This is a genomic window from Caballeronia sp. GAWG1-1 (assembly GCF_023631465.1).
Taxonomy (GTDB): domain Bacteria; phylum Pseudomonadota; class Gammaproteobacteria; order Burkholderiales; family Burkholderiaceae; genus Caballeronia.
In genome coordinates this window covers 565594-584910 of sequence record NZ_JALQDB010000037.1, presented here as the reverse complement: position 1 = coordinate 584910, position 19317 = coordinate 565594, and the positions used below count along the sequence as shown (strand labels likewise).

The window sequence follows — 19317 nt, the reverse complement described above, 5'->3', positions numbered from 1 at the left end:
CTACTTTCGACCGGAGCCGCGACATGACGACAGACAGGACCTTTCATTGCGACAAGCTCGTGCGGTTTCAGCACTGCGATCCTGCCGGCATCGTGTTCTATCCGCAATACTTCGTCCTGTTCCATGAGGTGCTCGAAGACTGGTTCAATGACGGACTGGGCGTGGATTACGCACATTTCATCGGCACGCAAAGACTCGGCATTCCCACGGTGCATATTCAGGCGGATTTCGTCGCGCCGAGCAGGCATGGACAGACGCTTCGTTGCTCCCTGAAGGTCCGCGATCTAGGCAGAAGTTCGATCAAACTCAGTCTTGAAGCTGCTGTCGAAGATGAGTTGCGCGCGAAAATCGAGCAGACCGTCGTGCTGTTTTCGTTCGACGATCAGGCTTCGGTCGCGCTGCCGGAAGACTTGAGGCAGCGCATGATGCAGTTCGCGGCGCAGGATTGACCTTGAAAATCCACGCCGCGCGCATTGCCAAGGCTTGATGCGCCAGAGCGTTACCTGAAGACAGCGACCGCATCTCACCAGCAAAGATAACCGCCGTCCGCCACGACGATGGACCCAGTCATCAAACTTGCGGCGTCGCTGGCAAGGAACAAAATGACGGACGCGATTTCGTCCACGCGTCCGAGGCGGCCCATCGGTGTGCCGCCTACCCAATACTGTCGCAAGTTCGGGTCCATCGATACCTTCCTGACGAGATCGGTATCGATATACGTCGGCGCAACCGCGTTGACCCGCACACCGCGCGATGCCCATTCCACCGCGAGCGAGCGCGTTAGATGATGCACCGCCGCCTTCGACGCGTTGTAGTTCGCCTGCTCCTGCGGTCGCGTCGCGATGAACCCCGCCATCGAACCGACGTTCACGATTGCCCCGCTGCCGCGTTCGAGCATCGATCTACCGAACGCGCGGCAACAGCGAAACAAGCCATTCAGATTCACGTCGAGGACCTTGTTCCACACCTCATCCGACATCGTTTCCGCCGGCTCGTTTGAGATGGCGATGCCCGCGTTGTTGACGAGAATGTCGATCGCGCCGATACGCGCGGCAATGTCATCGTGAATGCGCTGCGGCGCGGCCGGATCGGTCACGTCGAAGGGCACGCCGTGAGCCGCGAAGCCCTTCGTGTTCAAAGCATCGACGGCGGCAGCGAGCGCGGCGGGATCGAGATCGGTGAGCACGACTTCGGCGCCTGCTTCGGCCAGCGCTTCGGCTGTCGCCTGGCCGATGCCGCGCGCCGCGCCTGTTACGACCGCGCGCTTGCCATCGAGTCTGAGTTTGTCGAGATACATGGAATCTGCCTTGAGAAACGAGTCAACTCAGCACGATCCCGCCGCACACGTTGAGCGATTGTCCGGTCACGAAAGCGGAGGCATCGGAGGCAAAGAAGCACACCGGCCCGGCCACGTCTTCGGGTTGTCCGAGCCGCGCGAGCGCGGTCTTGTCGACCCACTGCTTCGCGATTGCAGGGTCCTCGAGATTCGTGCGCCCCATGTCCGTCACGATAATGCCCGGACACACCGCGTTGGCCGTGATGCCGAACGGGCCGATCTCCTGCGCGAGCACGCGCGTGAAGCCCATGACCGCCGCCTTCGATGCCGAGTAATGCGCTTGCAGCGGCGCGCCATGCTTGCCGCCAATCGACGCGATATTCACGATGCGTCCGTACCCGCGCGCCTTCATGTGCGGCAACAAGGCTTGCGTCACGAGGAACGTGCCTTTCGCGTTGACATCGAGCACCGCGTCCCATTCGTGCTCGGCGAGTTCATCGACCGACCGTGCGATCAGAATGCCCGCGTTATTGACGACGGCGTCGACCTGACCCGCCTGAGCGATGGCCGCCGCGATCATGTCCGTTACCTGCTGCTTGTCGCTGACATCGGCATAGAGCGCGAACGCGCGCCGCGACTTGCCGCGAATCTCTTTTGCCACGCTTTCGAGCGCATCGCGCTGCCGTTCGATATCGTTGACGACGACATCGAAGCCATCGTCGGCTAGTCCCAACGCGAGCGCCCGGCCAATGCCCCTGCTCGCGCCCGTCACCAGCGCCACCCGTCCATTCGATGCTTTGCTCATGATGATGTCCGACTCCTTTTTTCGTGAGGTATTCGTGCACGTGAGGCGATTAGCGGAAGAAGCGAATCTCGCCGCGTAAGACCGCCAGCCCGACAGCCGCGATCATCACGATGCCGCGCACGATGTTCTGCAAATAGAACGGCGCGCCGATCAGATTCAGGCCGTTATCCAGCATGCCGATGATGACGACGCCGACCAGCGTGCCCTGAATGGTCGCGCGCCCCGGCTTGAATGCGGTCATGCCGAGGAACACGGCGGTGAGGCTGTCCATGAGGTAAGCATCGCCCGCACCGGATTGACCCGTGCCGAGTCGCGCGGTCAGCATCACGCCGCCGAGCGCCGCGCCCGCCGCCGACAGCACGAGCGCCGTGACACGCGCGCGGTCCACCTTGATGCCCGACAGACGCGCCGCCTGAATGTTCGCGCCCGTCGCGATGACGCTGCGTCCGAGCCGCGTTCGATTGAGCAGCACGTAAAAGACGAACACGGTAACGAGCGCAATGACGATAGGCATCGGGATCACGCCGAACACCGTGCCCTTGGCAATGGCGTAGAAGCTGTCGGGCATCTGCGCATAGATCGAATCGCCGCCCGTGTACGCGTAATTGACACCGAGCGCGATGGGTCCCATCGCGAGCGTCGCGATCAGCGAGGGAATGCGCAGCATGGTCACGAGCAGGCCGTTGACGAGCCCGATCACGACGCCCGATACGATTGCCACCGCAATGGCAAGCGGCACTGGCAAGTGCGCCAGCACGAGCATGCCGGCGACGAGTACGCCCGCGAGACTCGCTGCCTGACCGATAGACAAGTCGAATTCGCCGCTTGCCACTGCCACGGTCAGCCCCGACGAGATGACCATCAGCACGGAGATCTGCACGAGCACATTGCTGATGTTGTCGATCGACACGAAGCGGTCGGTGCCGAGCGCGAACGCGATGAAAATGATCACCGCCGCCGCGACCGTGCCCCAGCGGCTCGCGAGATGACTGAAGTCGAAGCTGCGTGGCGCGTGAGCGGCGGGGTCTTCGGATCTTTTGGCGGCCAAGGTCTGTCCTTTCATTTCAGTTCACCTCGAGCAAGAGTCTTGCTTCGGAAAATTCGGTGCGGTCGAGACATTCGCCCACCACGCCATCGGCGATGCAGTAAATGCGGTCGCATAGCTTGAGCATTTCCTCGAACTCGGCGCTCGCAATCAGCACGCTCGCGCCCGCCTTGACCAGTTCGTGAATCAGCGCATAGATTTCCGCCTTGCTGCCGACATCCACGCCTTCGGTCGGATTGTCGAGCAGCAGCAGCGGCTGCTTCGCCGCGTGACTTCGGCCCATGCGAATCAGCCAGCGGCCGAACGCGACCTTCTGCTGATTGCCGCCGGATAGCTGAAGCACGTCCTGCCCGATGCCGCTGCACTTGATACCCAGTTGCTTCACGGTGTCGTGCGCGAGCCCGCGCATGAGCGTGTGCTGCATGAAGCCGCCGCGGCTCGTTTGTTCGAGCGTGCCGGTCATCAGATTCTCTTCGACGGTCAATCCCGGAAAGAGCGCCTTGCGCAAGCGCTCATCGGCGACCAGGTACACGCCACGGCCGATTGCATCGGCGACATCGCGCGGCAATCCGCGTTTGCCATTGACGATGCATTCGCCCGTGACCTTCGCGCTCATCGATCCCGCGAGCGCTTCCAGCACGCCGGTCTGCCCGCCGCCCATCACGCCTGCAATGCCGACGATCTCGCCCGCATGCACGACGAGATCGGGCACGTCGAGATTGCCGATGCGCGCGTCTTGAATGCGCGTCGTGACGGTGTCGCGAGACGCGGAAGACGACCAGTTCTGATCCTCGATCCTGCGTCCGACCATCAGATGCACCACTTCCTGCAACGTCGTTTCGGCGACGAGGCCATCGTGCACCTTTGCGCCGTCCTTGAGCACGGCCACGCGATCGCACTGCTCGAAAATCTCGTTCAGGTGATGCGAGATGAAAAGAATCGACAAGCCGTGCGACTTGAGATCGCGCAGAAAGCTGAAGAGCTTGCGGCTTTCGTTGAGCGTGAGCGAGGCGGTCGGTTCATCGAGAATCAGAATGGCGGGCTCGCTCACCAGCGCCTTCAGGATGTCGAGAATCTTGTTCTCGCCGAGCGTGAGATCGCCGCATTCCCGGTCGAGATCGATATCGATGCCAAAGCGCTGCGCAAAGCGGCTCGCTTCGACTCGCAAGGCGCGCGAGCGGATCAGGCCGCCGCTCAACGGTTCGCGTCCGAGCATGATGTTCTCGGCGGCGGTCAGCGTCGAGATGACCGCGATCTGCTGATGCGCCACCGCGATGCCCGAGGCGAGCGCGTCGCCGACGCTCTTCATCGAGACCGGCTTGCCGTCGATAGAGAGCGTGCCTGCATCGGCTTGCTGCGCGCCGCAAATGATCTTGACCAGCGTGGATTTGCCCGCGCCGTTCGCGCCGACGAGCGCGAGCATTTCGCCGCCCCACAAGTCGAGATCGACGCCGCGCAGCGCCGGGTTGCCGTGGAAGCTCTTTTCCACGCCACGGGCGCTCAGGCGAGGGGTTCCCTTCGCCAGATTGTCATTCATGTGTCTGTCTCCTGACACGGCGGGCCGGCGTGGATACGCGCGGCCGGCCCGCCGCCCATCACATGCCGGCCACGGCGCGGTCGCGATAGATGTAGTAGAGATCTTTCGCGTTATAGGTCGGCTCGTTCGGCCCGGGAATATTCACACCGCGCACCAAGAGAGGCGCGGGGAATTCAACGGTTGGAACCGGCACGAGCTTCTTCGCGTCGCCACCCTTCGCCACGATCTCGTTGATAAGCCAGCCCGTGTAGGCGCCCCAGACTTCGAAGGCCTGCGCCGTCGTGCAGATCAACGGATAGTTCGGCTTGCGCATGCGGTCGAGTGCCGTGGGATGCCCGTCGTGGCCGATCACCATGATCTTGTCCTGCATGCCGCGCGACATGACGACTTCTGCCGCCGCCATGGCCGGTTCGTCCCACGGGCACCAGATCACATCGAGATCCTTGCCGTAGGTCGTGAGCCAGTCGTTGACGGTGTTCTGCGTCGCCTCGTAGAAACCGGAATACTGGATCACGCGTTCGTTCTTGAGCGAAATCCATTCGTTTTCCGTGAGGGCCGTCTTCATCACCTTGCCGCGCTTGCGCGTACCGTGGTGAAAGTTGGCAATGATCGCGCACATGTTGGCCTTGGTCTTGCCCTGGGCCAATAACGTATCGATCATGAACTGCGAGGTCTGCGCGCTCATTGCGTAGTTGTTGCTGGTGATGTCCGCAATGGCGGGCGCCTGCCATCCCGAGTCGAGACTGAAGAACGGAATCTTCGATGCCGTGAGGTGATCGAGCGCGCTCTTCGCCGCGGTCAACGTGCCGTACAGCACGAGAATGGCATCGGACTTCGCGGTGATCGCATCCTCGATCTGGCTCACGAGCTGACCCGGATCGCCCTTTGCATCGGTCTGCTTGATCTGCCAGGTCTTGTCGAGACCCGACTTCTTGAGCCACTGCTGCAGGCCGTTCCACGAGCGCTGGTCGGATTGCGCGGACATCTGCTGCGCCACCACCGCGATCTTCAGCGGCTTGCCGCCTTGCGGCGACGATGCCGGCGTTTGCGCCTGGGCGCTCGTCGCCCCGAACAGCATCTGGGCGAACTGCGTACCGCCGACGGCGGCCGCCATGCCGAGCAGACGGCGGCGCGAGAACTCCGGTTCCTGGCTGTTGCTGTCTTCCATGTTTGTCTCCTGTTCTATTCGACTGCGTGTTATATGAAGAGCGCCGCCACCTTCTGCGGTTGATCCCAATGCGGCATGTGACCCGCCTGGGGGATGAAGTGCACGGGAATGTCCGGCCCTGCGCGGCTCGCGTGCTGCCATGGGATGATCTGATCGTCGAGCCCCCAGATCACGCGGGAAGGCGCGTCGAGCGCGGACAGTTCGGAGCGGATATCGATCTGCTGACGCCCGCTGCTGACGAGATTGCCCGCGAGCGCCGCCAGCGCGCCGCGCTTGCTGATGGCGCCCGCCATCTGATCGAGTTGTTGCGCGGACAGAAGCGGCGGATTGAGCGCCGAGCGGCGCAGCAGATGCATTAGCCCGCCACCTTTTTGCACGTGCGCCATGCCGTCGATGAAGTCGTCGTCGATCTCCGTGCCGAATCCGGCGGGCGCGATCAAGGTCAGGCGCCGCACTTTCGACTTGAGCGCCGTTGCGACTTTCGTGGCGACCGCCGCGCCCAGCGAATGCCCGGCGAGTTCGATGCCGCCGAGCCCCAAGTCCTCGATCAGCGCGACGATCGCGGCAGCCATGCCATCCACGTCGGCGCTGTCGAAATCGGTGGCGCCGTGAGAAGGCAAGTCCGGTGCGATGACGTGCTTGCCACGCCGCTGCAACTGGCTTGCGAGCGCGGACCATACTTGCGCGTCGCCGGAGAAACCGTGCAGCAGCACGAGCGGGGCGCCGCTCGCGTTCGGTGCGCGCCATTCGCGATACGCCACGCGACCGCGCGGCAGATTGCGATAGAGCACGCCTTCTGCCGAGACTTCGCGTGCCTGATTTGCGTCGCCGACGCAACCTGTGTCGTTCACGCGTGCTTCGACATCGTGGCGTTCTATGCGCCCGCGTCGTCCCGTTCCGGCGATGTCGTCGAGCGCGATACCGCCTTGCCGCGCCACGCGTCGTGCGGCGGGCGTGGCGCGCAAGCCGGTCGTGACGTCCTGGCGGGTGCTCGCTGCCTGCGAACGCATTTCAGGCGCAGGAGCAGCGGCAACGGCAGGCGCGGCGGCGGCGGCCTCCTCGGGCACGGCGCTGCTCTCTTCGCCGATCACGTCGTATTCGCCGAGCATGCCGCCGACATCGACATCCTCGCCCACTTCGGCGACGATCTTGCGCAACACGCCATCGGCGAGCGCGGGCATCTCCACGACCGTCTTGTCCGTTTCGATTTCGACGAGCGTCTCGCCGCGCGTGAAAGACTCGCCCGGCTTCTTGAACCACTCGACCACGCGCCCCTGCTCCATCGTTTCGCCCAGGCGCGGCAGCAACAGGGACTTGCTCATGCCGGCACCATGTTCGAGATCATGTCGACGATGAGCTGCGCCGTCGGAATACTCGCGCTTTCGAGCGCGGGCGACACCGAGATCGGCACGTCTTCGCCCGCGAGCCTGAGCACCGGATCCTCGAGGAAGTCGAAGCACTCCTCCGAGATACGCGCCGCAATCTCGGAGGCGACGCCGCACGTCGAAGCCGACTCGGTGACGACGACCGCGCGCCCCGTGCGATTCACCGACGCCACCACGGTTTCCATATCGAGCGGATTGAGCGTGCGCAAGTCGATCACTTCGACATCGACGCCATTGCGCGCCAGCGCCTCGGCGGCTTCGAGCGCGACATACACCATGCGCGAATACGTGACGAGCGTGACGTCCTTGCCGTTGCGCCGCACCGCTGCCTTGCCCCATGGCGCGATGGGCGTGGTCAGGTCCGCGTCTTCCTTGCGTGCATAGAGCGCCTTGTGCTCGATGAACACGACGGGGTCCGGCAAGGTCAGGCTGTGACGCAGCAGATGGTAGGCATCGGAAGCCGTGGCGGGCATGGCAAGGCGCAAGCCGGGCGTGTGCATGGCGAGCGCTTCGAGACTCTGCGAATGCTGCGCGCCTGCCGACCGGCCCGTGCCGCCTTGCGTGCGCAAGACCATCGGCACACCGATCTGTCCGCCGAACATATAGCGGATTTTCGCGGCCTGATTGCCGACCTGATCCATCGTCATGCCGAGAAAGTCCACGTACATCAGTTCCGCGACCGGTCGCAGGCCGGTCATCGCCGCGCCCACGGCCGCACCGACGATGGCGGGCTCGCTGATCGGCGTATCGATCAAACGCGCGGCGCCGAATTCCTTGATGAGGTCTTTCGTGACGCCATACGCGCCGCCGTACACGCCGACTTCCTCGCCAATCACGACGACGGTGTCATCGGCCTGCATGGCGTCGCGCAACGCCTGGCGCAGCGCGTCGCGGTAAGTGATTCTGGTCAGACTGGACATATCAGCTCCTTGCCAGCACGCGTTCCAGACGCGAGCGAACGGATTCCGGTTGCGGCTCGCCGACGCCGTAGACATCCTCGAACATGGTGTCGAGCGCGGGCGCGGCGGAGTTCGCGGTGAAGTCGATCGCGTCGCTCATCTCGCGGCTGATCTCGGCATCGAGTGCGTCGATCTCGGCGGCGGTCACCGCGTGGCGCTCGATCAGCGTGCCGCGCGCACGGACGATCGGGTCGCGCTTGCGTCCCACTTCTTCTTCATCGGGCGTGCGGTACGGACTCTTGTCCATGCGGCCATGACCGAAGAAGCGGAAGCACGAGATCGCCATGAAGCCGGGCTTGCCAGCGCGCGCGCCCGAGACCAGGTCTTCCGCCACGTCGAGCACGGCTTCGACATCCTCGCCATCCACCATGCCGGTGCGCAGGCCGAACGCCTCGGCGCGCTTGTCGAAGGCGGTGGAGCGTGTCGCCTTGTCGATACGCGTGCCCATGCCATATTGATTGTTGATGCACACGAAAAGCACCGGCAGGTCCCACAGCGCCGCCATGTTCATGCTCTCGTAGAGAATGCCTTGCTGCATGGCGCCATCGCCGAAGAACGCCACCGATATCGCGTCTTTCTTCAGGAGCTTGTAGCTCAGGCCCGCGCCGACCACATGCGAGATGCCGCCGCCGACGATCGCATTCGCGCCGAGGTGACCCAACGCCATGTCGGCGATATGCATCGAGCCGCCCTTTCCACGGCAGTACCCGGAAGCCTTGCCGCCGATTTCCGCCATCATCCGGTTGGGCTCGGCGCCGCGCGCGAGAAAGATGCCGTGGCCGCGATGGTGCGTCGTGAAGCTGTCCTGCGGCTGCAACGCGCCGACGACACCCGCCGCCGCGCCCTCTTCGCCGATGGACAGATGCAGCATCGACCCCGCCGACAGCTCGCGCGCATACAGCTCGGCGACATGTTCCTCGAAGGTTCTGATGCGGCGCATCGTGCGATAAAGGTCTAGCAATGGAGGCTTGGATTGCGAAAGCATGGTTTCGACTCTGATGGAGGGTTCTCGATGAATGCGCGGACCGGTATCTCGGCGTGCGGGCTTCGACCGGCCTCGCTTACGCGGAAGGTCGCTCGCTAAAGCCGCGCAGGGCCGGATAAAGCTTCTGATACCGTTCGTAAATCTCGTCGTAGCGGGCGGCTTCGGCTGCTCTCGGTTCTATGCGGCGGCCCGGTTTCACCATGGCCGAAATACCTTCGTCGATGGAGCCGAAATGGCCGACGCCCGTCGCGGCAAGAATGGCCGCGCCGAGCGACGGCGCTTCGCTCGCCTTGGGCACGCTCACCGGCAAGCCCGCGATATCGGCATGGAGTTGCAGCCACAGGTCGGACGCGACCACGCCACCGCCGATGGTGATTTCACTCGCGGGAAAGCCCGCCTGCGCCATGCGCTCGAAGATCAGGCGCGAGCCGAAGCAGATGCCTTCGATGGTCGCGCGAAACAGATGCGGCATGCCGTGCGCGAGCGTCAGTCCGACGAAGGCGCCGCGCGAGAGCGCATCGACATGAGGTGTGCGGTTGCCCTGAAAATGATCGAGCGCGAGCAGACCGTCGCAGCCCGGCGCGATCTCGCGGGCTTCGTCGTTGAGAGCCTTGAGATCGAGATTGCCGCCCGCGAGCCGCCGCAACCAGTTGACGATGGAGCCCGTCGATGTCTGTCCGCCTTCGATGATGTGCCGGCCGGGATAGACGGCATCGGCATACGTGCCCCACAGGCCCTTGGCGGCGGCCGAGCGGTCGGAGACACCGAACATCAAATGCGACGACCCGGTGATGAGCGCCACTTGTCCCGGCTTCGCAACACCGATTCCGATCATGCCGATCAGCGCATCCGCGCCGCCTTGCACGACCTTGACGCCCTGCGGCAACTGCAAATGTTCGGCGGCACGCGCGCTCAACGTGCCGACCACTTCGCCCGGCGCGATAACGGCGTCGGGCCACTTGTCGAGCAGCGAATCGAGCTTCAGCGCCGCGAGCAGACTCTTCGCGTAACCTCCGCGCTCGGTCGAGTAATGCCAGCGGATCGACGCGTTATCGAGGCTCGCGCAACGCCGGCCCGTGAGCCGCAAGTTCATGAAGTCCTGATACTCGCAGATGGTCGCCGCACGCTCGTAGATCTCGGGCTCGTGACGCGCGATCCACAATGCTTTCGGGATCATCCATTCCGCCGATACCGGACCTTCGCCCGCGCCGTTGACGACGAGCGCCGGATCGCCGGTGGCGAGCACGTCGGCGGCTTCGGCTTCGGCGCGTACATCCATCCAGATGATGGCCGGACGTAGCGCCGCGCCTTGCGCGTCGAGCGCGACGACGCTGCAACTCGTGGTGGCAAGCGCCATGGCATCGATGTCGGCGGGCGCGATACCCGCTTCCTTCACGGCCTGCCGAACCGCCGTGCCCATGGCATTCCACCAGTCTTCCGGATTCTGCTCGGCGCGCGCGCCCGCCGAAAACTGCGTGGCGTACGGCTGCGCGGCCGATCCAAGACAGGAGCCGGTCAAATCGAACACGCGTGCACGAATGCTTTCCGTTCCACCATCGACGCCGATTACGTGGCTCATGCTGTCTCCGTGTCTCCAACCGTCGTTTTGCACATTTGTCGTCATTCGCGACATTTGTGATGAGTTTGATTTTCGGGGTGGGCTTTGTCAAGATGGTGTGCATAAACAGAGGGGAAACACCTGATGCTGGAGCTGAACCTTGCGCACGAGTCCGACGACGCGCTGATCGTCCGCGCTGCGTGGCTGTATTACGTCGGTGGTTTGAATCAGGAGCAGACGGCCTCGCGGCTCGGTCTGCATCGCAGCCGCGTGAATCGCCTGCTGTCCGAGGCGCGCGATCGCGGGCTCATCAACGTGACGATCAATCACGAATCCGCGCGCGATATCGAAGTCGAACAGGCCATTGCGCGTTGCTTCGGCCTCGACTTCTGCATTGCCACGCCGACCTTGGGATTCGCCGACGGGCCCGCCGATCCCAAAGCGGATCGCATTCGCGCGGCCATCAGCCGGCGCGCGGTCGGCGCGGCGGGCGCGAGCTTTCTGAAGGGCAAGCTGCTGGACGGGCCCATTACCGTGGGCGTGAGCTGGGGACGCACGATAGAACAAGTGGCGACGCAGCTTGCGGGCGTGCGCAATCCGCAGGCGCGATTCGTCTCGCTGCTCGGGTCGCTCAAGCGGAACTCGACATCGAACCCGTTCGAAGTCGTGCAGTTCTTCGCGGCGCGCACCGGCGGCGAGGTGCACTTTTTGCCCGTTCCGTTCATCGCCAATTCGGTGGCGGACCGGAAGGTCTTTTTCGAGCAGCGCATCGTGCAGGACGCAATGCATCTCGCGCAGAATGCCGATCTTTATCTCATCAGCGTGGGCGAACTCGAGGAAACGTCGGTGCTGCGGACACAGGACATCATGACGGCGGACGAGCTGCGAAATATCCAGGAAAGCGGCGCCGTCTGCGATTCGCTCGGCAAGCTGTTCGATATCGACGGCCGCGAGATCAAGCATCCGCTCAGCGAACGGACGGTCGCCATCGCCACGGACGAATTACGCGGTCGCAATGTCGTGCTTCTGACGGGCGGTCTGGAAAAAGTACGCGCGACGATTGCGTTGCTGCGCAGTGGCATCGTCACGGGGCTCGTTATCGACGGCGACACGGCGCTCGCGCTGGCGAAGTCGATGCAGTTGACTGACGGATTGGCATGACGCGTGAATTGGGCGCTCGGGGAAGGCAGAACAATCCGTCCAAGCCGGGCGCCCAGCAAACAAAGCCGTTGCGCTCCTATAATCGCGACTTCCCAATCCGCGAATTCCTACCATGAGATTGCTTGGACGCGCATCGATTGCTGCTGTCGTGTTTGCCATGTTTGCCGCGTCGCCGGCGTTTGCGCAGCAGGTTCCACCTCACGATGAATTCTTCTGGCTCGGCGAGATCAACAAGGCGACCGTCGTCATCAACACGAGCGAAGGCTTGCTCGACAAATCGATGGCGCCGCGCCTGGCCGCTGGCGTCGCCAAGGTCATCGCCGATGGCGACCAGCCCGGCGCGAAGCGACCGCGAACCGTCATTACCTTCGAGCCGCTTCTGATCAAGGCAGCGGGCGAAGACATCACGCTACTGCACGCCGGACGCTCCAGTCAGGACATGCACGCGACTTACCGTTCCGCGATCCTGCGCGACGACCTGCTCAATCTCGCCGATCAGCTCAACACCACGACCGCCACCATCGTGCGCCTCGCCGACAAATACAAGAGCGTGGTCGTGCCGAACTACACGAACGGCGTGGCCGCGCAGCCCAACAGCTATGGCCATTACTTGCTAGGCTTCGCCGCCGGCCTCGACCGCGATGCGCAGCGAATTCGCGAGACATACAAGCGCGTGAACCGTTCGTCGATGGGAACGACAGTGCTGAACGGTACGAGTTGGCCGCTGGATCGCGAGCGCATGGCGCAGTATCTCGGCTTCAATGCGCTCGTCGACAACGCGTACGACGCGTCGCAGATTTCTTCCGTCGATGAACCCGTGGAGGCTGGTGCGGTCGTCACGAGCGTGGCGCTGCATACCGGCGCCTTCATTCAGGACGTGATGACGTAATACGCCGAGTCGCGCCCTTGGATTCTCTTGCAGGAAGGCGGCGCCAATACGTACGTATCGAGCGCCATGCCGCAAAAGCGTAACCCGGGGCTTTTGATTCGCACGCGCTCGGACGCATCGACGGCAATCTCGCAGGCGGAAGGCGTCGTGATGCAAGCGCATAACCTGCCGCCGGGCATGAGCGATCCGAAGGACGTGAAGGCCAACAACGAGATGATCGAAAGCGGCATTGCAGCGCTCAAGGGCTTCGACGAGGTGCTGAACTCGCTCGTCATCGACCCGAACCGCGCACTTGAAGAGCTCAATAGCGACTGGACGGCATCGCAGGAAGTCGCCGATGTCCTCATGCGCAAGTACAAACTGCCGTTCCGGGTCGGCCATCATTTTGCGTCGAACGTGGTGGAATATGCGCGGCAGAAGGACATCAAGCCGCTCGACTTTCCTTACGCCGATGCGCAGCGCATCTACAGGCAAACGGTCGAAGGCACGCCCTACGCCGGTGATTTTCCGATGAGCGAAGCCGAGTTCCGCTCGACGCTGGACCCGGTGGCGATCGTGAACGATCGCGCGACCGTGGGCGGCCCGCAGCCTTCGGAAATGACGCGCATGCTGAAAGATGCGAATGCGCGTATCGCCGAGCAGGACAAGTGGATCAAGAGCAATCGCGCGCATATCGCGAGTTCGCTGGCGCGGCTCGACAATGACTTCGGCAAGATGGTCGGGCATTGAAGCTGCTTACATGCTCGAGCGTATCGCACTGGTGCGGCTTGTCGCTTTGCCGGTGACAATCCTTCTTTCTGGGGCGCTCTGCAACGGCTTTCGCCAATCCGTACATCTGATGAATGCGGTAAATGCGCTTGTACCCGCGTTTGCCCGAAACGCGCGAAAACGATAGTCCTTCAATATTTCGTCATTACGACAGCGCGCTCGACCGCGAGCCGAATCGGCGATATCGCAACATCTTCATCATGTGTTCAAGCGGCTATTTTGCATTTGACGATTCGGTCGCTAACCTCTCGACAGAGTCCCCGTCAACTCGTCCGGAGTGCAGGCATGAAAAAAACGCGAATCGCATGGATGCTGCCATTGCTGTTGATCGGCGCTAACGCACGGGCGCAGAGCTCGGTCACGCTGTACGGCTTGATCGATGCCGGCCTGATGTACACGAATAACGTCGCCAAAGGGGGCTCGCAAGGCTCGCTTTGGCAGGCCACGAGCGGCAATATCAACGGCAGCCGCTGGGGACTGCGTGGCTCGGAAGATCTCGGCGGCGGATTGAAGGCCATCTTCGTGCTCGAGAACGGCTTCAACCTGCAGACCGGCCGCCTGGGCCAGAACGGACGCGAGTTCGGCCGTCAGGCATATGTGGGCCTTGCATCGAGCGACTATGGCGCGCTGACGCTGGGACGCCAGTACGATTCGCTCGTCGATTTCGTCGCGCCGCTGTCCGCAACCGCAGGCTCGTTCGGCGACACGGGCTTCGCCCATCCGTTCGATAACGACAACCTCAATCACTCGGTCCGCATGAGCAACGCGGTCAAGTACATGAGCAGTTCGTACGCCGGACTCAAGTTCGGAGCACTGTACGCGTTCTCCAACAGCACGGACTTTTCGATGAATCGCGCCTACAGCGCGGGCGGCAGTTACAGCTACGGACCGTTCAACGTCGCGGTCGGCTATCTGCAGATCAATGGCTCGAACGGCGCGAACACGGCCGGTGCCATCGATGTCGCCGAAGCGACCGCCAATGGGACCGGCGGCTTCGTGGTCGGCGCATCGCGCGAATGGGTGCTCGGCGCCGGCGCGAACTATGCGTACGGTCCGGCGCTCATCGGCTTCGTGTTCACGCGCAGCGTCTATCAAGGCACGACATCGTTCAACTCGGTGAACGGCGCGATGAGCTTTTATAACTACGAAGTGAACGCGAAGTATGCGCTGACGCCCGCGATCAGTCTCGGTATAGCCGATACTTATACCGACGGCCACGCCGCCAACAGCCGCACTTTCGGCGACGATCCGAAATACAACCAGGTCAATCTGCAAGCCATCTACTCGTTCTCCAAGCGCACGGACGTGTACGCCGAAGCGATGTATCAGCACGCAATCGGCGCGCAATACGTGGCCTTCATCAATACCTCGGGCGGCGCTTCGTCCACGGCCAACCAGGTGGTCGGAACGGTTGGGCTGCGGCATCGGTTCTGATTGGTTCGAGCGCTCGTCGGGATGCAGCCACGATAGCTGGCTGCATCTTCATCGAGCGTCGCTTTGCTTGGCCGTCACGGTCCGCGCGCATAACGGCACGAGACACAGCAAAACGACGACGACCCAGAAGGCGCCGGGAAGGCCCACTTGTCCCGCTATGAAACCGATTCCCGCAGGCCCTGACAGAATCCCGGCGTAACCCACTATCGTCACCGCGGCTACCGCAAGCGCGGGTGGCATGAGCCGCTGCGTTCCGCTTCGACGATAAAGAATCGGGACCGTGTTCGATGCTCCAAGCCCCACCAGCACGAAGCCGCCCAGCGCAACGAAGGCGATGGGAACCGTGAGCAGAAGCACGAACCCGACGATGGTCAGCACGCCGCCCCAGAACATGACCGCGCGCTCGCCGAGCCGCTTGATGACGGCATCGCCGCATAAACGCCCGCCTGTCATTGCAATCGAAAAGAGGACGTATCCGAGCCCCGCTTCGTTCTTGCCGACGAGACCCGTGTCCGAGACGAGCAGCGCGCTCCAGTCGAGCACCGCGCCCTCGGCGAGGAACGTGATGGCAGCGAGAATGGCGAGCAACAGCACGATGCCGCGCGGCACGGCAAAGATAGGCCCGCCTTCGCTCTTTGCATAAGGCAGAAGTCTGGGCGTTGCAAGGACCAACGTTCCGAGCACGAGTGCCGAGCAAAGGAGGGTGCCCGCCAGCGTGCCGACATGCATCGACAGCAGGAACGTCATAAGACTCGATCCGGCGAACCCACCTACGCTGAACAGGGCATGGAACCCCGACATGAGCGGCCGTCCCGCGTCACGTTCGACTTCGACGGCATGAACGTTCATTGCCACTTCGAGCGAGCCTAGCGATGCACCGAACAAAAACAGCGCTATGCCTAATTCAGCCGGCGTATTGACGACCGCGAGAAACGGCAAGGTCAGGATGAGTCCCACGCCTCCGGCCACGATTACCGGCTTGCTGCCGTAGCGCGCGGTGAGCATGCCCGCGAGAAGCATCGCCAGGACCGAGCCTAAGCCGATGCACAAAAGCAGCAGGCCGAGTGTGGTGTCGTCGACACCGAGCCTGCTCTTCGTGAACGGCACGAGAGGCGCCCACGACGCAATGCTGAAGCCGGCCACGAGAAACGCAAGACGTGTGGCAAGACGCGTCCCGGAGCGATTGGACGACACCCCCAGATTGGCCTCGCTCATGATTTTTCCACCGCGGTCATCACCGTCGGGCCGGACTTCGACAACGCCGCGAGCACATCACCCGGTGCATCTTCCTCAATGATAAGGAAGTCGATTTCCTTCATGTTCGCCACGCTATAAGGCGCGCGCGCATGAAGTTTCGCGGTCGTGGCGAGCACGACCTTCTGCGCGCTTGCAGCGACGACCGCGCGTTTGAACGCAGCGTCGCTCAAGCCGAATGCGCTGATGCCGCGTGACGTCGATACCGCGCACGCGCCGATGAAGCACATATCGAAGCTCATGCGCCTGACGAACTCCACCGAAGTGGGATCGACGCTGCCGCCTACGTGTTGATCGACCAAGCCGCCGGTCATGACGAGTTGCAGGTCCGTTCGTCGCAACACCGCAGCAGCGATATCGACGGAGTTCGTGACCACCGTGAGCTCGAATTCCGCAGGCAGGATGTTCGCAAGCGCGAGGTTGGTGCTGCCGCTGTCGAGGAACAGGAACTGGCCCGGCTGAATGAGGGACGCGGCCGTTTGCGCGAGGATGCGCTTGCGGTCGGCGTCCATGTCGATGCGCGCCGCCATGGGAAGCGCAGCCGGCAAAACCGGCAGCGCGCCGCCGTAGACGCGACGGCATTTGCCTTCGGACGCCAGCGCCCGAAGATCGCGGCGGATGGCGTCTTCAGATACGGCGAATTCGACGGCGAGATTAGCGGCGACGAGCGACTGGCCAGAAGACAGACGGCTGGCCAGTTCGTCGCGACGGGCGAGTGGGAGATCGGGGTTCATGCGCGCAGCATACCGTGCACGAACAAGAATGTAAACGTGCATGAACGTGCATCACTCAGCTCTTTTATCTCGTAGCAAGCACCTCCGCGGCGACTTCCCGATGCGGCCGCGCGCAGAGTATCAGCACGCCGCCGAGCGCCCCGAAACACGCCAGGACCGAGAACGGATACTGAAAGTCACCGCCCTTCCCCGCGAGCATTCCGACGAGCGTGGGCCCGACGAAACCCCCGACGAGATTGCCGAACGCACCAATGACGGCAGTCGCGACGATCGCATCGGCGGCCGACAAAAGCTCGGTCACGTACGTGAAGATGAGCGGAAGGAACATTTCGAGGAAGAAGCCCATGGCGGTGAACAACGACATTCGCAACACGAGCGATGTCGCCGGCACGTTGGCCGCCGCAAGCAACAACACACTCGCAAGGATGATCGGCACGCCCGCATGCAGCCGCCGCTCCTGACGCGCATCCGAACTGCGCGTCGCCACCAGAATGCCGACGATGCACGCCGCCCACGGGCACGCCGAAAGCAAGCCGACTTCCACCGACCCCAGGTTCGGCGCCGCCGCAGCAATCGAACTCGGCAGCCACAGCATGAAGCCATAGACCACGAGGTTGATCATCGCGAAGCCGAATCCGAGGAACCACGTCGCCTTCAGCCCCAGGACACGACGGATGCCCGATTGCGATGAGACATCCACGAATTCGGCCTGCTCGTCGGCGAGCACGCGCGAGAGTCCGGCCTTTTGCTCGTTGGTGAGCCACTTGGCGGCCGTGATGTTCTTCGGAATGCTCGACCACCAGACCACTGCCCAAATCCACGCGGGCAAGCCTTCGATGATCATCATCGCGCGCCAGTCGTGATGCGCGAGCAGAAAGCCCGAGATCGGTCCGGCAAGCAGCGCGCCGAGCGGCGAACTGACAGTCCAGAAGCCGAAAGCCTTGCCGCGTTCGCGCCGCGTGAACCACGACGCCGTGAGACTCGAAGCGGACGCCCACACCGGCCCTTCCGCCACACCGAGCACGAGCCGCACCGCCATCAACTCATTCATCGTTCGCACGAGCCCGGTGGCCATCGCCGCCGCGCCCCAGCAGATGAGACACACGAGCACGACCTTGCGTGCGCCGAAGCGCGATACGAGCCATCCGCCCGCCAGAAAAGTGATGACGTAGCCCCAGAAAAAGATGCCGCCGACAAGGCCGGCGTGGGTCGCATCCATGCCGAGATCGCGCCGGATCAACGGCAGCGCGAGGCCGATGTTGGTCCGGTCGAAATACGAAATGGTGTACATGAGAAAGATCACGAGCGTGATCCTGATCCAGCGAGCTGAACCCGATGACTCGGCTCTCTCGAGGGCTGCATCCTTCATCGCTTGTCTCCTTCGTCTCGTGTCTTCGAGACTTCTTCGGCTGCTTGTGATTGGGGCGGGCTTGTCTGCTGTCCTCGATGCGTTCGGGCATGACGCACTTCATCGCTTTCTTTCGTTCAAACTTTTGCTTATACCGGCGTTGCTTCCTCTCTTTCGAGCCGTGTCCACATGTCCGCGACCAAGCCCTTGAGCAATTGCGCTTCTTCCCAACGATCCGATAACTCGTAGCCATTTCTATCGGTCATCGCATACTCCTTCGGGCCGAGTTCGCAGAGAAACGTGAGCACGGCATCGCTTCCAGCACGCTTTCGCCAGCTGCGAAAACCGTATTCCCACCAGCCGAGGAATAGATCGAGCCATTCCTTGTGATGCGCAAAGCTGATCTGCACCTGTATCTGCTCGCGGCTTGCCACGCGTCCATGAAAGCCCCAGCAGTTGTCCAGAATGCGATGCATGAGCCGATGGTTGTCATCCGATACCGGCCACGCGAACTCGCGGCCCACGAGGTAATGCGAGATGTCGCCGGTCAGACGCAGGTCAGGAAAGCAATCGAGCAGACGCAGCGTGAATAGCAAATCGGTCGTCATGCGGTCGCGATGCGTTTCGATATGAACCGCGATGCCCGCATCGTGCGCAAGCCGGCGCCACCCTTCGATAAGCGGAATGCACTCCTCGATCGAGTACGGCCGCACGTCCGGCTGAAGATTGATGTGATCGGCACCGAGCGCCTGCACGTGCTCGATGATCGGCTTCAGGTCATCCACGGTTTGCGGATAACACTGCGCCTGCCACGTCATGCCGTATTCCTTCAGCGTGTGCGTGACGCGGCTCGCATACGCGTAGTCGAAGAAGCGCACGCCCACGCCGTCGAAGCCGGCATCGCGGACCATGCGCAACTGCTCGTCGAGCGGCCACTCATGTCCGTCCGGGCGGCGTCGTTCCATGGCCCATAGCGACTGATACACCTTGAGTTGCTGCATGCGGTTTCCT

16 protein-coding genes and 1 pseudogene are annotated in these 19317 nt (G+C 62.8%); 4 read left to right on the top strand and 13 right to left on the bottom strand.

Features of this window, described 5'->3' with window-relative positions; all coding sequences use genetic code 11:
• Positions 1 to 23 precede the first annotated feature (23 nt).
• The gene (locus NCT03_RS27670) at positions 24 to 449 is read left to right on the top strand and encodes an acyl-CoA thioesterase (protein WP_250494659.1); all 426 of its coding nucleotides are present in this window, start codon (positions 24 to 26) and stop codon (positions 447 to 449) included.
• 74 nt (positions 450 to 523) lie between these two features.
• On the opposite strand, the gene NCT03_RS27665 is transcribed toward NCT03_RS27670, so the two are convergent.
• The 9 genes from NCT03_RS27665 to NCT03_RS27625 form a co-directional block, all read right to left on the bottom strand.
• Positions 524 to 1297, bottom strand: a complete 774-nt coding sequence (locus tag NCT03_RS27665; RefSeq protein WP_250469711.1) for an SDR family NAD(P)-dependent oxidoreductase — start codon at positions 1295 to 1297, stop codon at positions 524 to 526.
• Between the two features lie 22 nt (positions 1298 to 1319).
• Positions 1320 to 2081 carry an SDR family NAD(P)-dependent oxidoreductase gene (locus NCT03_RS27660; protein ID WP_250494658.1) on the bottom strand — a complete coding sequence of 254 codons (762 nt, stop codon included), beginning with the start codon at positions 2079 to 2081 and terminating at the stop codon, positions 1320 to 1322.
• Positions 2082 to 2130: 49 nt separating this feature from the next.
• The gene (locus tag NCT03_RS27655) at positions 2131 to 3129 is read right to left on the bottom strand and encodes an ABC transporter permease (protein ID WP_250494657.1); all 999 of its coding nucleotides are present in this window, start codon (positions 3127 to 3129) and stop codon (positions 2131 to 2133) included.
• A 16-nt stretch (positions 3130 to 3145) separates the two neighbouring features.
• Positions 3146 to 4663, bottom strand: a complete 1518-nt coding sequence (locus tag NCT03_RS27650) for a sugar ABC transporter ATP-binding protein (protein WP_250494656.1) — start codon at positions 4661 to 4663, stop codon at positions 3146 to 3148.
• 58 nt (positions 4664 to 4721) lie between these two features.
• Complete coding sequence (locus NCT03_RS27645) at positions 4722 to 5831, bottom strand: sugar ABC transporter substrate-binding protein (RefSeq protein ID WP_250469709.1); 1110 nt, start codon at positions 5829 to 5831, stop codon at positions 4722 to 4724.
• 29 nt (positions 5832 to 5860) lie between these two features.
• On the bottom strand, positions 5861 to 7153 hold the full coding sequence (locus NCT03_RS27640; RefSeq protein WP_250494655.1) for an acetoin dehydrogenase dihydrolipoyllysine-residue acetyltransferase subunit: 1293 nt from the start codon (positions 7151 to 7153) through the stop codon (positions 5861 to 5863).
• The gene (locus NCT03_RS27635) at positions 7150 to 8136 is read right to left on the bottom strand and encodes an alpha-ketoacid dehydrogenase subunit beta (RefSeq protein ID WP_250494654.1); all 987 of its coding nucleotides are present in this window, start codon (positions 8134 to 8136) and stop codon (positions 7150 to 7152) included. The genes NCT03_RS27640 and NCT03_RS27635 overlap by 4 nt, the downstream gene beginning before the upstream one ends.
• A gap of 1 nt (position 8137) precedes the next feature.
• Positions 8138 to 9160, bottom strand: coding sequence for a thiamine pyrophosphate-dependent dehydrogenase E1 component subunit alpha (locus NCT03_RS27630; RefSeq protein ID WP_244830572.1), 1023 nt, complete (start codon positions 9158 to 9160; stop codon positions 8138 to 8140).
• 76 nt (positions 9161 to 9236) lie between these two features.
• Positions 9237 to 10739: an FGGY-family carbohydrate kinase gene (locus NCT03_RS27625; protein ID WP_250494653.1), complete on the bottom strand. Its 1503-nt coding sequence runs from the start codon at positions 10737 to 10739 to the stop codon at positions 9237 to 9239.
• A gap of 123 nt (positions 10740 to 10862) precedes the next feature.
• Between NCT03_RS27625 and NCT03_RS27620 the strand changes: the two genes are divergently transcribed.
• The 3 genes and pseudogenes from NCT03_RS27620 to NCT03_RS27610 all read left to right on the top strand — a co-directional run bounded on the left by NCT03_RS27620 (position 10863) and on the right by NCT03_RS27610 (position 14970).
• A complete protein-coding gene (locus NCT03_RS27620; RefSeq protein ID WP_250494652.1) occupies positions 10863 to 11879 on the top strand; it encodes a sugar-binding transcriptional regulator in 1017 nt (338 codons plus the stop codon).
• A 112-nt stretch (positions 11880 to 11991) separates the two neighbouring features.
• A pseudogene (locus tag NCT03_RS27615) lies at positions 11992 to 13497 on the top strand (argininosuccinate lyase).
• A 324-nt stretch (positions 13498 to 13821) separates the two neighbouring features.
• Positions 13822 to 14970 (top strand): porin, encoded by a 1149-nt coding sequence (locus NCT03_RS27610; RefSeq protein WP_250494651.1) that lies wholly within the window; start codon positions 13822 to 13824, stop codon positions 14968 to 14970.
• 48 nt (positions 14971 to 15018) lie between these two features.
• On the opposite strand, the gene NCT03_RS27605 is transcribed toward NCT03_RS27610, so the two are convergent.
• From NCT03_RS27605 to NCT03_RS27590, 4 genes are all read right to left on the bottom strand, one after another.
• The gene (locus NCT03_RS27605) at positions 15019 to 16164 is read right to left on the bottom strand and encodes an MFS transporter (protein WP_250494686.1); all 1146 of its coding nucleotides are present in this window, start codon (positions 16162 to 16164) and stop codon (positions 15019 to 15021) included.
• Positions 16165 to 16181: 17 nt separating this feature from the next.
• Positions 16182 to 17000, bottom strand: coding sequence for a DeoR/GlpR family DNA-binding transcription regulator (locus tag NCT03_RS27600; protein ID WP_250494650.1), 819 nt, complete (start codon positions 16998 to 17000; stop codon positions 16182 to 16184).
• Between the two features lie 22 nt (positions 17001 to 17022).
• Complete coding sequence (locus tag NCT03_RS27595) at positions 17023 to 18378, bottom strand: MFS transporter (RefSeq protein WP_350030178.1); 1356 nt, start codon at positions 18376 to 18378, stop codon at positions 17023 to 17025.
• A gap of 77 nt (positions 18379 to 18455) precedes the next feature.
• Positions 18456 to 19307, bottom strand: coding sequence for a sugar phosphate isomerase/epimerase family protein (locus NCT03_RS27590; protein ID WP_250494648.1), 852 nt, complete (start codon positions 19305 to 19307; stop codon positions 18456 to 18458).
• Positions 19308 to 19317: the final 10 nt, after the last annotated feature.

Bases quoted from the DNA above. Each gene is read 5' to 3' on its own strand.
- NCT03_RS27650 (WP_250494656.1), bottom strand. From the start codon at position 4,663: ATGAATGACAATCTGGCGAAGGGAACCCCTCGCCTGAGCGCCCGTGGC.
- NCT03_RS27665 (WP_250469711.1), bottom strand. From the start codon at position 1,297: ATGTATCTCGACAAACTCAGACTCGATGGCAAGCGCGCGGTCGTAACA.
- NCT03_RS27610 (WP_250494651.1), top strand. From the start codon at position 13,822: ATGAAAAAAACGCGAATCGCATGGATGCTGCCATTGCTGTTGATCGGC.
- NCT03_RS27630 (WP_244830572.1), bottom strand. From the start codon at position 9,160: ATGCTTTCGCAATCCAAGCCTCCATTGCTAGACCTTTATCGCACGATG.
- NCT03_RS27640 (WP_250494655.1), bottom strand. From the start codon at position 7,153: ATGAGCAAGTCCCTGTTGCTGCCGCGCCTGGGCGAAACGATGGAGCAG.
- NCT03_RS27590 (WP_250494648.1), bottom strand. From the start codon at position 19,307: ATGCAGCAACTCAAGGTGTATCAGTCGCTATGGGCCATGGAACGACGC.
- NCT03_RS27600 (WP_250494650.1), bottom strand. From the start codon at position 17,000: ATGCACGTTTACATTCTTGTTCGTGCACGGTATGCTGCGCGCATGAAC.
- NCT03_RS27645 (WP_250469709.1), bottom strand. From the start codon at position 5,831: ATGGAAGACAGCAACAGCCAGGAACCGGAGTTCTCGCGCCGCCGTCTG.
- NCT03_RS27670 (WP_250494659.1), top strand. From the start codon at position 24: ATGACGACAGACAGGACCTTTCATTGCGACAAGCTCGTGCGGTTTCAG.
- NCT03_RS27660 (WP_250494658.1), bottom strand. From the start codon at position 2,081: ATGAGCAAAGCATCGAATGGACGGGTGGCGCTGGTGACGGGCGCGAGC.
- NCT03_RS27620 (WP_250494652.1), top strand. From the start codon at position 10,863: ATGCTGGAGCTGAACCTTGCGCACGAGTCCGACGACGCGCTGATCGTC.
- NCT03_RS27625 (WP_250494653.1), bottom strand. From the start codon at position 10,739: ATGAGCCACGTAATCGGCGTCGATGGTGGAACGGAAAGCATTCGTGCA.
- NCT03_RS27635 (WP_250494654.1), bottom strand. From the start codon at position 8,136: ATGTCCAGTCTGACCAGAATCACTTACCGCGACGCGCTGCGCCAGGCG.